9 protein-coding genes are annotated in these 12,839 nt (G+C 72.4%); 3 read left to right on the top strand and 6 right to left on the bottom strand.

Annotated features, from left to right (window positions below; translation table 11 throughout):
- Window position 1 precedes the first annotated feature (1 nt).
- Genes ACGFIM_RS33830 through ACGFIM_RS33820 form a run of 3 tightly spaced genes read right to left on the bottom strand, consistent with a single transcriptional unit; the run spans window position 2 to window position 4,225 of the window.
- Window positions 2-1,603 (bottom strand): ABC transporter substrate-binding protein, encoded by a 1,602-nt coding sequence (locus tag ACGFIM_RS33830; RefSeq protein WP_393208953.1) that lies wholly within the window; start codon window positions 1,601-1,603, stop codon window positions 2-4.
- A gap of 20 nt (window positions 1,604-1,623) precedes the next feature.
- The gene (locus ACGFIM_RS33825; protein WP_393208950.1) at window positions 1,624-3,162 is read right to left on the bottom strand and encodes a hydantoinase/oxoprolinase N-terminal domain-containing protein; all 1,539 of its coding nucleotides are present in this window, start codon (window positions 3,160-3,162) and stop codon (window positions 1,624-1,626) included.
- The gene (locus ACGFIM_RS33820) at window positions 3,155-4,225 is read right to left on the bottom strand and encodes a DUF917 domain-containing protein (protein ID WP_393208947.1); all 1,071 of its coding nucleotides are present in this window, start codon (window positions 4,223-4,225) and stop codon (window positions 3,155-3,157) included. The genes ACGFIM_RS33825 and ACGFIM_RS33820 overlap by 8 nt, the downstream gene beginning before the upstream one ends.
- 151 nt (window positions 4,226-4,376) lie before the next feature.
- Between ACGFIM_RS33820 and ACGFIM_RS33815 the strand changes: the two genes are divergently transcribed.
- From ACGFIM_RS33815 to ACGFIM_RS33805, 3 genes are all read left to right on the top strand, one after another.
- Entirely contained in the window at window positions 4,377-4,811 is a 435-nt protein-coding gene (locus tag ACGFIM_RS33815) for an RpiB/LacA/LacB family sugar-phosphate isomerase (RefSeq protein ID WP_393208944.1), read from the top strand.
- Window positions 4,812-5,328: 517 nt separating this feature from the next.
- Entirely contained in the window at window positions 5,329-7,737 is a 2,409-nt protein-coding gene (locus tag ACGFIM_RS33810; RefSeq protein WP_393208941.1) for a Tex family protein, read from the top strand.
- 1,241 nt (window positions 7,738-8,978) lie between these two features.
- Window positions 8,979-9,788: a hypothetical protein gene (locus tag ACGFIM_RS33805; protein WP_393208938.1), complete on the top strand. Its 810-nt coding sequence runs from the start codon at window positions 8,979-8,981 to the stop codon at window positions 9,786-9,788.
- Window positions 9,789-9,920: 132 nt separating this feature from the next.
- On the opposite strand, the gene ACGFIM_RS33800 is transcribed toward ACGFIM_RS33805, so the two are convergent.
- From ACGFIM_RS33800 to ACGFIM_RS33790, 3 genes are all read right to left on the bottom strand, one after another.
- On the bottom strand, window positions 9,921-10,994 hold the full coding sequence (locus ACGFIM_RS33800; RefSeq protein WP_393208935.1) for a spore photoproduct lyase family protein: 1,074 nt from the start codon (window positions 10,992-10,994) through the stop codon (window positions 9,921-9,923).
- 151 nt (window positions 10,995-11,145) lie between these two features.
- A complete protein-coding gene (locus ACGFIM_RS33795) occupies window positions 11,146-11,892 on the bottom strand; it encodes a DNA-formamidopyrimidine glycosylase family protein (protein WP_393208932.1) in 747 nt (248 codons plus the stop codon).
- Between the two features lie 168 nt (window positions 11,893-12,060).
- Window positions 12,061-12,777, bottom strand: a complete 717-nt coding sequence (locus ACGFIM_RS33790; RefSeq protein WP_393208929.1) for a TetR/AcrR family transcriptional regulator — start codon at window positions 12,775-12,777, stop codon at window positions 12,061-12,063.
- Window positions 12,778-12,839 lie beyond the last annotated feature (62 nt).

Raw genomic sequence — 12,839 nt, 5'->3', positions numbered from 1 at the left:
CCTAGCGCTTGAGGTCGTAGAAGAAGACCACGTTCGGGTAGGCGGGATTGTCGACGTATCCCTGCACGTCGGAGGTGAGCGCCCGCTGATACGTCTGCACGTACGGCACGGCCACCGCCGCCTCCTCCTGGAGGATCTTCCGCTGCAGCTCCTCGTAGGCGTCCATCGCGGCCTCCTTGTCGGTGGCCGTCAGCTCGGGCAGCTTGTCGATCAGCCCGTCGACCTCCTCGTTCTTCAGGTACGACAGGTTGAACTGCGGCTTGTCGTTGCTCCTGAACACGTTGAGGAACCACGAGTAGGCGTCCGGATAGTCCGGATACCAGTACATGACGAAGATGTCCTGGCCGCGCTTCTTGCCGAGGTCCCACTGCGCGCTCCAGTTCATCGGCTTGGCCTGGAGCGTCACGTTGAGGTTCTTCAGCGCCGAGCTGAGCAGCGTGACCAGCAGCTTCTGGTCGTCGTCGCCGTTGCCGTAGGTCAGGCTGAGCTTCAGCTCGGGGTTGTCGGGGCCGTAGCCGGCCTCCGCCAGCAGCTGCTGCGCCCTGGCGAGGTCCTGCTTGGGCTGCATGTTCTCGGCGTGGCCGAGCAGGCCGGGGGGCACCAGGCCGCTCGCCCGGTGCCCGGAGCCCTCAAGCGCCGCCACGAGGCCGTCGTAGTCGATGGCGAGCTGCAGTGCCTGGCGGATCCTGACGTCCTTCAGCGGGCCCTCCGCGGTGTTGAACAGCACCAGCAGGTTCTGGAACGACTCGGTCTCCGACACCTGCACGCCCTGCGTGTCGCGCGCCTGGTCGAACAGCTGCGGGTTGAGCCGGTCGACGAAGTTCACCTCGCCGCGCTGCAGCAGCTGCCAGGCGGTGGTGACCTCGGGCGTGACGCGGAAGGTCACCTTCTTGTACTGCTCGGGCCTCCAGCCGCCCCAGTAGTCATCGAACGCCTTGAGCGTGAGCTCGTTCTCCTTGCCCTTCTGCCAGGAGTCGACCGTGTACGGGCCGGTGCCGGCGGTCTTCTCGCCGTCGGCGTCCACCGCGTCCACGTCGTAGATCCAGGCGGCGTAGCCGGAGGCGGCGACGAGGTCGAGCGGTGCGGGGTACTCGAGGTCGAAGACGACGGTGCCCGGGTCGGGCGTCTCGATCTTCTTGACCGGATCCCAGATGTAGGCGGCGCCGCCCTTCTTGTCGATCGTGCGCTCGATCGCCTTCTTGACGGACGCGGAGTCCATCGTGGCGCCCGAGTGGAACTTGACGCCCTGCCGCAGCGTGAACGTCCACTTCTTGCCGCCGTCCGACGACTCCCACGAGGTCGCGAGCAGCGGCCTGGCCTGCTTGGTCTGCGAGTCGTACCTGGTCAGGCCCTCGTAGATGTTGGACAGCGCGATGATCTCGTTGGAGTACGAGGTCGCCGGGTCCCAGTCGGTGACGACGTCGTGGGTGGGGGCGTACACGAACGTCTTGTCGTTGACCTGCCCGCTGGCCGGAGCTCCGGTGCTCGCGCGGGGCTGGGGCGTGCCGCCGGCGCCGCGCACCTGGCCACCCGCGCACGCCGACGCGGTCAGGGCCAGGACACCGGCCACCCCGGCGACGAACAGTCGCTTGTGCCAGCGCATGGGGGGATCCTTTCGCTATGTCACCGGGCGAGGGGTCCGGCTGCTTTGACGTGCACCCGCACGGCGGGCTCGGAGAGATAGCTCAGCGGCACCTCCAGGAGGTCCACGATCTCCACCGTGGAGGGGTCGGCCCCTGCCGCCACGGCCCGCGCCCGCGCTTCCTCTTCAGCGCTTTCGATGGCCTGTGCCCGGCTTTCTCCCGCAGGCAAGATCGTATCGACTCTGCCGCTCGCGAGCGCGATCGCCGCCCCCACCGCGTTGGCCACCTCGGCGTGCTCGGGCCGGATCACCCGGCTCGCCCCGGGGATCTCCTCGGGCAGCAGGAACGCACCGCCGCCCACCGCGACCAGGGGGCGGTCGGTACGGCCGAGCGTCATCCTGTCCACGGCGTCGGCGAGCATCTCGTCCGCCCTGGCGACCGCGTCGCGCAGCAGCGTGCCCTCGCGACCGCCTGGCAGGCGCCGCGGCCAGTCCTCACCGCCCGCAGGCACCCGGCCGGCCGCGACGGCGGCGTCCGTCATCGTCGCGGTCGTCCCGCCGAACACCAGCGCCTCCGTGGCGATCCGGTAGCCCACCGAGTCGGGGCCGACGCCGCCGGGGCGCACCACGGTGCCGCCGCCGAGCGCGATGGCCAGGATGTCCGGCATGCGGAAGTTGGTGAGCACGCCGCCGATCTCCGTGGCCGCCGCCGACTCCCTCGGGAACCCGCCCGCCAGCACGCCCAGGTCGGTCGAGGTGCCGCCGACGTCCACCACGATCGCGTCCTGCACCCCCGACAGGTACGCCGCGCCGCGCAGCGAGTTCGCCGGGCCCGAGCCGATCGTGGAGACCGGCAGGCGGGCGGCGTGCTCCAGGGTCATCAGCGTGCCGTCGTTCTGCGCCAGGTACGGCCGCGCGCTCAGCCCGCGCTCGGCCAGGGCCGTGGTCAGGGCGTCGGTGACGTGGGCGGCCACGCCGTACAGGGCGGCGTTCAGCACGGTCGCGTTCTCGCGTTCCAGCAGGCCGAGCGAGCCGATCTCGTGGCTGACCGACACCGGCAGGCCGTACTCGGCGGCGACCAGCTCCGCCACCCGCCGCTCGTGCGCGTCGTCGGCGGGGCTGAAGACGCCCGTGACCGCCACCGCATCGGCCTGCACCCGGTCGAGGAAGCTGCGCACCGCGTCCAGGTCGAGCGGGCCGATCTCGCGGCCGTCCACGTAATGGCCGCCGGGCACGATCGCCTCGCCCGCCGAGACGGCCTTGCGCAGGTCGTCAGGCCAGTCGGACAGCGGCGGCACCGCCGTGGTGGCCGGCGCGCCCAGGCGCAGCACCGCCACCCGGCCCAGGCCGCGCCGCTCCAGGATCGCGTTCGTGGCGTGCGTGGTGCCCAGCATGACGCGGGTCACCTGGGAGCGGTCCTCGACCTGGGCGAGCACCGCGTCCAGCGCGGCCCGCAGGCCGCCGGTCACCTCCGGTGTGGTCGGCCGCTTGGCCTTGGCGATCACCCGGCCGCCCGCGTCCAGCACCACGGCGTCGGTGTTGGTGCCGCCGACGTCGATCCCGATGCGCAGGTCAGCCACGCGCCACCAGCTCCTCCACGGGGACGTAGTCCAGGTCGTATCCGAAGGCGCGCGGTCCCGCCGTCTCCAGGCCCTTGCCCGTACGCCAGAGGGGGTCGCAGGGCCAGGCCAGCACGGTCACGCGCTGGCCGTACCGCAGGGACTCGGTCTGGATCGCGACGGCGGTCTCGGTGTCCACGACCGTGATGAGGTCCGGCACCATCGCGCGCACCCGGCCGTCCTCGATCGCGACCAGGTTCTCGTTCTGCAGCTCCACGCTCAGGCGGCGGCCCCGGTCGTCGCCGGTGCCCTCGATCGTGGCGGTGCCCCGTACGAACCCGCCCGTCGTGCGCCGCTCCACGTCGGTCAGCTTGCCGGTGATCAGCCGGACCGCGCCCAGGCTCTCGCGCAGCGCCTCCAGCGGGTCGGCGGCGCCCTGCGTGGCCCTGCCGACCTCCAGGGCCCTGGTCACCGAGCCCTCGATGACCGCGCCCCGCGCCGTGTCCGCCGTCAGCACGTAGTCGGCCATCAGCGCGTGCGAGCCCACGGCCACGCAGACCGCGCGCGCGATGCGCTCCGACCACAGGCCGTCGAGCGGGCGGATGGTGACGACGTTGCCCGCGACGTCCGACATGATCACCAGGTCGGCGGGGATCCCGGCCACGTACATCGAGACCATCTGGACCTCGGGGAAGGCCCGCCCCATGCCGTCGACGTCGAGCAGCGGCAGGCCGAGCTGGGCGGCCCAGGCGACCGGCGCGACGCCGTTCGCGCCGCCGATCTCCGACGACATGATCGCGCTCGGCGGCCGGCCGAAGATCCGCTCCACCTCCTCGGCGATGCGTTTCGGCTCGTCCTCGCCGTGGATCATCTCGTGGCTGACGGTCGGGGCGCCGATGCCGGACAGTGGCACCACGAGGGCGTCGCCCGGCAGGTCGTCCAGCCTCACCAGCGGCACCGGGCCGTACTCGCGGACGGCCCGCACCGCCGCCAGCGAACCCGTGCGGACATCTCCCCCGCCGCCGGTGCCCAGCACGGCGCAGCCACGGGCGAGCGCCTGGATGTCATTCGCATCAATCCTCATTGGCGACTCAACCAACCACATGGGCGCATATTTCGCCAGTCCAGCGCGTTTCGCGCGGGTGAAAACGTTCACCCGGACGGCATCCACTGGTGGCCATTGGTGGCCATTGGTATCCATTGGGGAGTGTGGTGAGGCGAGGAAAGGAGGTCGCATGCGGATCTCGGTGGCCGCCGACAGTAAGGACGGCGTGGCCGAACGGGTCGTGACGGAGCTGCGCAAGCGCGGCCACGACGTCGTCACCCACGGCGCGCTCAACGACGGCGAGCGCGACGACTGGGCGTGGGCCTGCGAGCGCACCGCCCGCGACGTCGCGGAGGGCCGCGCCGACCAGGGCGTGGTGTGCTGCTGGACCGGCACGGGCGCGTCGATCGCGGCCAACAAGGTGCCCGGGGTGCGCGCGGCGCTGTGCGTGGACGCCTACACCGCCGGCGGGGCGCGCAAGTGGAACGACGCCAACGTGCTCGCGCTGAGCCTGCGGCTGACCTCCGACGTGGTGCTCGACGAGATCCTGGACGCCTGGTTCGACGGCCGGCCGAGCGACGACCCCGCCGACCGCGCCAACATCGACCACGTGAACGAGATCTGACCCACCCGGCCGCGTGGCCGCGCCGGCCGCGCACTCCGCGACCTGCGGCCCGGCGCGGCCACCCCACCCCGACACCCCGGCCACCACCCGCCCACCACCGAGCCCCCACCACCGAGCCCCCACCGCCGAACCCCGCACCGCTGCCATCGCACCCTGCCGCCGGAGACGCCGCTGCGAGAAGCCGGATACGGCGGCCTTCGGAGGCAAGGCCGCCGATGGGCGGAGCGCGGAAGGCGGGCTGACGGCGAGCACACGGCAGGGCGGATGGGCGGAGGGCCGGAAAACGTCGGTGGCGGGCTTTAGGGTGCTGGGCATGACCCTCGTCCCGCCGCGCGGCGAGCTTGCGTGGCACCCCGGCCGGCCCGCCGGTGGTGCGGCCACCCGACCGCGCCGACCTCGTCGTCGTGCCGTGCGGCGGCCCGGGGAGGCGGTCGCCGTTCACCCTGCGCGCACTCTGGTCATGAAGGACGGCGTCGTCCTGCACAATTGACCGGCGGGACCATCGAAAGGCAGGCAAGTGCTCTCTATTCACCAGCGGATCGCCGCCGAGCTCGGCGTGCGCGAAGGCCAGGTGCAGGCGGCCGTCGAGCTGCTCGACGGCGGCGCGACCGTGCCGTTCATCGCGCGATACCGCAAAGAGGCCACCGGCGCTCTCGACGACGCTCAGCTGCGCACCCTGGAAGAGCGGCTGCGCTACCTGCGGGAGCTGGAGGAACGCAGGACGGCGATCCTGGAGTCCATCGAGTCCCAGGGCAAGCTCGACGACGAGCTGCGCGCCCAGATCATGGCCGCGGAGACCAAGGCCAGGCTCGAGGACATCTACCTGCCCTACAAGCCCAAGCGGCGCACCAAGGCGCAGATCGCCCGCGAGCTGGGCCTGGAGCCGCTGGCCGACCAGCTGCTCGCCGACCCCATGCTCGACCCGCTCGCCACCGCCGGGAAGTTCGTCACCGAGGGCGTCGCCGACGCCTCGGCGGCGCTCGAAGGAGCGCGGGCCATCCTCATCGAGCGCTTCGCCGAAGACGCCGACCTCATCGGCGGCCTGCGCGAGCAGCTGTGGCAGCGCGGCCGGCTGGTGTCGAAGGTGCGCGAGGGCAAGGAGGAGGCCGGGGCCAAGTTCGCCGACTACTTCGACTTCGCCGAGCCGTTCACCAAGCTGCCCTCCCACCGCATCCTCGCCATGTTCAGGGGCGAGAAGGAGGAGATCCTCTCCGTCACGCTCGAGCCCGACGACAGCCCCGACTACGAGATGCGCATCGCCGCCCGGTTCGGCATCTCCGACCAGGGCAGGCCGGCCGACAAGTGGCTGACCGAGACCGTGCGCTGGGCCTGGCGCACCCGCATCCTCGTCCACCTCGGCATCGACCTGCGCATGCGGCTGTGGCAGGCGGCCGAGGACGAGGCGGTGCGGGTCTTCGCCGCCAACCTGCGCGACCTGCTGCTCGCCGCACCGGCGGGCGCACGGCCGACCATGGGTCTCGACCCGGGCCTGCGTACGGGCGTCAAGGTCGCCGTCGTCGACGGCACCGGCAAGGTCGTCGACACCGCCACCATCTACCCCCACGAGCCCAAGCGGCAGTGGGACGAGTCGCTCGCCGTGCTCGGCGCGCTGGCCCAGCGCCACAAGGTCGAGCTGATCGCCATCGGTAACGGCACCGCCTCCCGCGAGACCGACAAGCTCGCCGGCGAGCTGGTCAAGCACATGCCGTCGCTCACCAAGGTCGTCGTCTCCGAGGCCGGAGCGTCCGTCTACTCCGCCTCCCCCTACGCCTCACAGGAGCTGCCCGACCTCGACGTGTCGCTGCGCGGCGCCGTCTCCATCGCCCGGCGGCTGCAGGACCCCCTGGCCGAGCTGGTCAAGATCGACCCCAAGTCCATCGGCGTCGGCCAATACCAGCACGACCTCGCCGAGTCCAAGCTGTCGCGCACGCTCGACGCCGTCGTCGAAGACTGCGTCAACGCGGTCGGCGTCGACGTCAACACCGCCTCGGCCCCGCTGCTCACCCGCGTGTCCGGCATCGGCGCCACGCTGGCCGAGAGCATCGTCCGCCACCGCGACGCCAACGGCCCGTTCCGCACGCGCGCCGCGCTCAAGAACGTGCCCAGGCTGGGCCCCAAGGCGTTCGAGCAGTGCGCGGGCTTCCTGCGCATCCGCGGCGGCGACGACCCGCTCGACGTCTCCGCCGTGCACCCCGAGTCCTACCCGGTCGTGCGCCGCATCCTGACCCACGCCAAGACCGACCTCAAGTCGCTCATCGGCAACACGGCGGTGCTGCGCTCCCTCGACCCGCGCGACTTCACCGACGACACCTTCGGCCTGCCGACCGTCACCGACATCCTGCGCGAGCTGGAAAAGCCCGGCCGTGACCCGCGGCCCGCGTTCAAGACGGCCACCTTCAAGGAGGGCGTCGAGAAGCTGTCCGACCTGACGCCCGGCATGATCCTGGAGGGCGTGGTCACCAACGTGGCGGCGTTCGGGGCGTTCGTCGACATCGGCGTCCACCAGGACGGCCTGGTCCACGTGTCGGCCATGTCCCGCACGTTCGTCTCCGACCCGCGTGACGTGGTCAAGCCCGGCGACATCGTCCGCGTCAAGGTGCTCGGCGTCGACATCCCGCGCAAGCGCATCTCGCTGACGCTGCGCCTGGACGACGACATCACGGCGGAGCCCGGCGCCGAAGGCTCCCGCCGCGGCGCGGGCCGCGACGGCGCCCGTGACGGTGCCCGCGACGGCGGGCGCGGCGGCCGCGGTGACGGCGGCCGAGACGGGCGCGGCGGAGGCGGCCAGCGCGGCCGCGACGGTGGCGCAGGCGGCCAGCGGGGCCGCGACGGTGGCCGCGGCGGCCGCCGCCAGGACCGCCCCGCCCCGACCGGCGCCATGGCCGAGGCCCTCAGAAAGGCCGGCCTCGGCGGCGACCTCCGCTGACGACCGGTCCACGACCGTGGCGGCGACCCCGGCTGACAGCCGGGGTCCATCGCCCACCTCGACAGCGACCGCCGACAACCGGTCCGCGGTCCCGGCCCGCATCACAACGGGCCGGAACCGCGAAAACCCCCAGCCGGAGCCCCACCAACTCGACACCTCCACCACGACCGGCCGGAAAACAGGCACCACCGACACCCGCGCAAAACCGTCCCGACCGAAACCCCATCGGCACAACACCAGCCCACCACCACCGACCCGAAACCACACCACCGACACCCGCACAAAGACCACCCAAGCCGGAGTCGCACTACCGGCCCGCACCACCGCCACCGGTGTCCTGCGCTGCCCACGCCTGCAGCCTCAGAGCCGCCCTCCCCTTCCACTGCCGCTGACACCGGACCCGCCATACCCGCCCGCATGACACCGCGGCCCGGCCGGAGCCGCGCGAGGCTGCGACACCGTCCCTCACGTTCGGGAACCGGTGGGGCAGGGGGCCTGGGCCGGAGCGATACGGTGCAAGGGTGAGCACCTCCGCGTTCGATACGGCGATCACCCAGGCTCGTGACCTGCTCAGGTGGCGGTCACCGCTGCGGACCGAGCTCTGGGCGGCCAGGCTCACGGCCAAGCTCGAAGGGTCGGGTCAGGTGGAGGAGTTCCTGCGGCGGGCGACCGAGGACGGCGGGATGGAGGCGCGCCTCGCCCTGGCCGCGCTCGCCGCCGTCAACCGCCCCGCGACTGCGCCCGGCGACAAGCCCGCCACTGTCCCCGGCGAGCCCCCCGTGCCGGGTGACGCCTACGCCTCTGCCCCCGCCGAAACTCCCACCACTCCCCCAGCCCAAACCCGAACCCCCTCCCCCGACACAACCGCCACCCCGGCCCCAGGAGAAACCCACGCCCCTGCCCCCGCCGAAACTCCCACCCCTCCCCCAGCCCAAACCCGAACCCCCTCCCCCGACACAACCACCACCCCGGCCCCAGGAGAAACCCACGCCCGTGGCTCCGGTGAAACTCTCACCCCTTCCCCGGGCGAGGCCCGGGCCTCTTCCCCGGGTGAGACCCGGGTCCCTGGCTCTGTCGTGGGTGACGAGGGCGGAGGCAGGTCGCCGGCGGGCGGCGCGTCCGAGGGCGCGACTGGAGGTCCGACCGCTCCGGGCGCGACCGGAGGTCGGACCGCTCCGGGCGCGGTAGGCGCCGGGCGCGACGAAACCACGACGGGGAGTGCGGCCGGGCGGTCGGCGGAGGTGGACGGAGGAGCCGGGGGCACCGGGGCGGCGGGCAACGTGTACGCGGCGGCCGGGGACGGCGTGGTGAACAGCCTGGCCGGGTGGGTGCGGCGGATGGGGCGGGTGCGCTGCGACGGCGGCTGGTACGGCAAGGCCGACCCCTACGGCGAGCAGGCCCTCGCGGTGCTGTCCTTCCGGTACGAGAACGGCAAGGAGCCCCACATCCTCGTCGTCGGCATCGACCAGCCGAGCGGCGGCCTGGCGGTGGACGCGCTGGTGGAGGAGGCGAAGTTCCTCGACGAGCTGGACCTGCGGCCGACGCCTCCCGGGGGCGTGGCGAGGCGGGTGCTGGAGGCGTTCGAGCTGACCGACCGCGTCATGGGGGCGCGGGTCGCCGACACGCTGCCGGAGGTCCGGCCGTTCGCGATCACCCGGGCTCGTGCCGTACTGGCGCAGGCCTCTCACGATGCGGAGTCGCAGCAGGAGCCCTCTGCCGAGGCCGGGCTTGAGGGGCTGGACGTGTCGGCGCCCGGGGTGCTGGAGGCGTTCGAGGTGCTGATGGAGTTCGTGGGCGAGCGGACGCTGTGGTGGAGCCCGGCGCGGGTGTCGCAGTTCCTGACGCGGTGGCTGCCCCGGGAGGCCATCCTGTCGGAGGCGGCGATCGAGGCGATGCCCGAGGTGGTGCGGGCCTGGACGATGCGTCAGGGCGGCCATCCGGACGTGTTGCGGCAGATCGACCGCGATGCGCCGCGCCTGCCCGGCCTCATGGCCGACGAGTCCCTGGCCTCGCTGAACAAGCGCCTCGCGATGGCGGCCAAGAGGGGTTGAGCGGACGGCCGGGCCCTCACCGGTCGACGGACCGGCTCGCGCTCGTCCGATCCGCATCGTCCGCCGTACGCGCCACGGGCCGGCACGCCCTGGCCGCGGCTCAGGCGGGTTAGAAGCCGCGGCTCAGGCGGGTTAGAAGGCGTAGCGGATGCGGCAGTACGGGAGGCGGGTGCCGATGAGGTCGGTGAGGGCGGCGACGTAGCGGCCCTTGTGTCCGGTGCGGTAGCGGACGTTCCAGCCGCCGGTCTGCGACCGCTTGGCCTGCTGCAGCTCCGGCCGCCACAGCACCTCTTCCGCCTTGGGGTGCCAGCCGAGGTTGACCTCGTGCAGCCGGTCGTTGTGGGTCAGGAAGATCACCTCGGCGGCGAGCTGCGCGCGGGCCTCGGGGCTGAGTGCGTCGTCGAGCTGGGTCAGCAGTTCGGCCCAGTCGTCGAGCCAGCCGTCGCGTACGACGACGGGGCTGAAGTTGACGTGCACCTCGTAGCCGGCGGCGACGAAGTCGTTGATGGCATCGATCCTGGCGGCGACCGGCGAGGTGCGGATGTCGAGCAGCTTGGAGTCGGCGACCGGCATGAGGCTGAAGCGGATCCTGGTGCCGCCGCGCGGGTCCCAGCCGAGCAGGTCGCGGTTGACGTACTTGGTGGCGAAGCTGGCCTTGGCGTTGGGCAGGCGGCCGAACAGGTCCACCAGGTCGCGTACGTTCTCGGAGATCGTGGCGTCGACCGAGCAGTCGGAGTTCTCGCCGATGTCGTAGACCCAGTCGCGCGGATCGACCTGGTCGGGCTCGGGTTTGACGCCCTGCCGGCCGGCGTGGCGTTCGAGGTAGCCGAGGATCTTGTCGATGTTGGCGAAGACGGTGATGGGGTTGCTGTAGCCCTTGCGGCGCGGCACGTAGCAGTAGGCGCAGGCCATCGCGCAGCCGTTGGCGGTGGACGGCGCGATGAAGTCGGACGAGCGGCCGTTGGGCCGGGCGGTGAGCGACTTCTTGATGCCGAGGACGAGCGATTCGGTCTTGATGCGGACCCAGCGGCTGACGTTGGTCTCGTCGCCGTACAGCTCGGGGATGCGGTGGTGGCTTTCGACCTCGATCAGTTCGGCTCCCGGGAAGCGGGCGAGGATCTCTTGCCCGCGCGGCAGCTCGGCTGCGGCCGGTTCGAGGTAAATGCGCCGGATGTCCAGCAGAGAGTTACTGATCGTGATTGCCATATCACGTCCAGGCTACCGGCCGGTTCCCGATGGACGGGCACGTGGCTCTCAGGTGTTCTGCCAGGTCACGGCAGGGATGTGAGAGCGGGCGGCGGCCACACGGGCGCGGCGGGCGGTCGCGGCCGACAAGGCACGGCGGGCGGTCGCGGTGCTAGGCGGGCTGGTCGGCGGGGCAGACGTAGGCGGTTCTGGAGGCGATCTGGCAGGTCGCGACGGGGGTGCCGCAGCGGCGGCAGTGCTCGCGCTTGTAGACCCAGCGCTCGTCGGGCGCGCCGGGATCGCTCACCACCTGCCCGGCGTCCCGTCCCAAGGCCATGTACGTCCGCGCCGCCTCCCACAGCCGCCCGGCCGTGGCGGCGTCCACCTCGCGGGCGCCCGGGTGCAGGCCGGTGAGGAACAGCAGCTCGGCCCGCCAGGCGTTGCCGACGCCCGCCCACACCTTCTGGTCGAGCACGGCCGCCCCCACCGGCCCCCGGAACGCGGTCAGCCGCCGCACCGCCTCCTCCGTCGAGGCGTCCTCGCGCAGGGGGTCGGGGCCGAGCATGGCGCGCAGCGCGTCCACACCGCCGGGGTCGAGCTGCTCGCACAGGGAGGGTGCGATGAGGTCGTACGCGACGTCGTCCGTGGCCAGCCGCAGCCGGGTGCCCGCCTTGGGCGGGGTGGCGGGGTCGGCGTAGCGCAGGAAGATGCCGCGCATGCCGAGGTGCACGTGGACGGCGGGCGCGCCGTCGAAGTGGTAGAGCAGGTGCTTGCCCAGCGCCTCGACCGAGTGCAGGGCGCGGCCGTCGTACGGCGTGGCGTCGAAGCGCCCTTGCGGCCCGGCCGCGCGCACGACGCGCCCGCCCAGGTCGGCGTGCTGCTCCCGCGCGTGGCGGTGGATCAGGTGTCCTTCCGGCATGCAGAGCCCCTACCCCGATGCCGCCCCGCCGCGCCGCACGAGCACGCCGCCGGAAGCGAGCACGCCGCCGGAAGCGAGTACGCCGCCGGAAGCGAGTACGCCGCCGGAAGCGAGCACGCAACCAGAGGCGGGGAAGCGGCCAGAGGCAGGCGAGCGGCCGGAAGCGGGCTAAGGCTCAGCGCTCGATGCGCGGGCGAGCTGGGCCTCGGCGCTGGCGAGCAGCATGTCGAGCGCGATCGGGTACGCGCTGTCGTTCATCCTCGCCACCAGCAGCGGCGCGGTGGCGGCGATGTGGGGGTGGGTCTCGGCGGGCAGCCGGGCGTACGTCTCCTGCCAGACCTCCTCGTCGGCCTCGCGGGCGGCCGGGGGCAGGGCGAGGGTGGCGGCGTCGAGGATGGAGAACGCGAGGCTCTGGTCGATGAAGGCGTGATAGATGCGTACGGCGTCCTCGTCCGGGAAGCCGCCGTTCCGCAGGATGCCGAGGATCATCTCGTCGCCCGCCACCTCGTTGGGCCGCCCGGTCACCCGGCTCGCGGTCAGCAGCGCCGCCTGGGGGTGCGCCAGGTAGGAGTGGTGGATGCGCAGGCCCAGCTCGCGCAGGTCGGCCCGCCAGTCGCCGGTGGGCGTGAAGCCGCTCATGGCGTGCCCGAACAGCTCGTCGGCGATGGCGAGCACCAGGTCGTCCATGCCGCGGAAGTACCGGTAGATGGTGCTCGCGTCGGCGCCGAGCGCCAGCCCGAGGCGGCGCGCGGTGAGGCCGGCGGCGCCGTGCTCGCGCAGCATGCGCAGCGCGGTCTCGACGATGAGCCCGTGCGTGAGCACCTGCCCGTGCTTGGTGGGGCGCCGCCGCCGTCGCGCGGCCTCGGACACCACCCGCTTGGCCATCAGCGGTCCTCCTTATGCCAACACCATTGACGTTGTTCAGCGTACGGGCATTGGATAGCGAC

It is taken from the genome of Nonomuraea sp. NPDC049309 (genome assembly GCF_043196965.1).
Taxonomy (GTDB): Bacteria; Actinomycetota; Actinomycetes; order Streptosporangiales; family Streptosporangiaceae; genus Nonomuraea; species Nonomuraea fastidiosa.
This window is presented reverse-complemented; position numbering and strand designations above follow the sequence as displayed.

Coding starts and splice junctions, on each gene's coding strand:
- ACGFIM_RS33830 (WP_393208953.1), bottom strand. CDS start 1,603: ATGCGCTGGCACAAGCGACTGTTCGTCGCCGGGGTGGCCGGTGTCCTG.
- ACGFIM_RS33820 (WP_393208947.1), bottom strand. CDS start 4,225: ATGAGGATTGATGCGAATGACATCCAGGCGCTCGCCCGTGGCTGCGCC.
- ACGFIM_RS33815 (WP_393208944.1), top strand. CDS start 4,377: ATGCGGATCTCGGTGGCCGCCGACAGTAAGGACGGCGTGGCCGAACGG.
- ACGFIM_RS33800 (WP_393208935.1), bottom strand. CDS start 10,994: ATGGCAATCACGATCAGTAACTCTCTGCTGGACATCCGGCGCATTTAC.
- ACGFIM_RS33795 (WP_393208932.1), bottom strand. CDS start 11,892: ATGCCGGAAGGACACCTGATCCACCGCCACGCGCGGGAGCAGCACGCC.
- ACGFIM_RS33790 (WP_393208929.1), bottom strand. CDS start 12,777: ATGGCCAAGCGGGTGGTGTCCGAGGCCGCGCGACGGCGGCGGCGCCCC.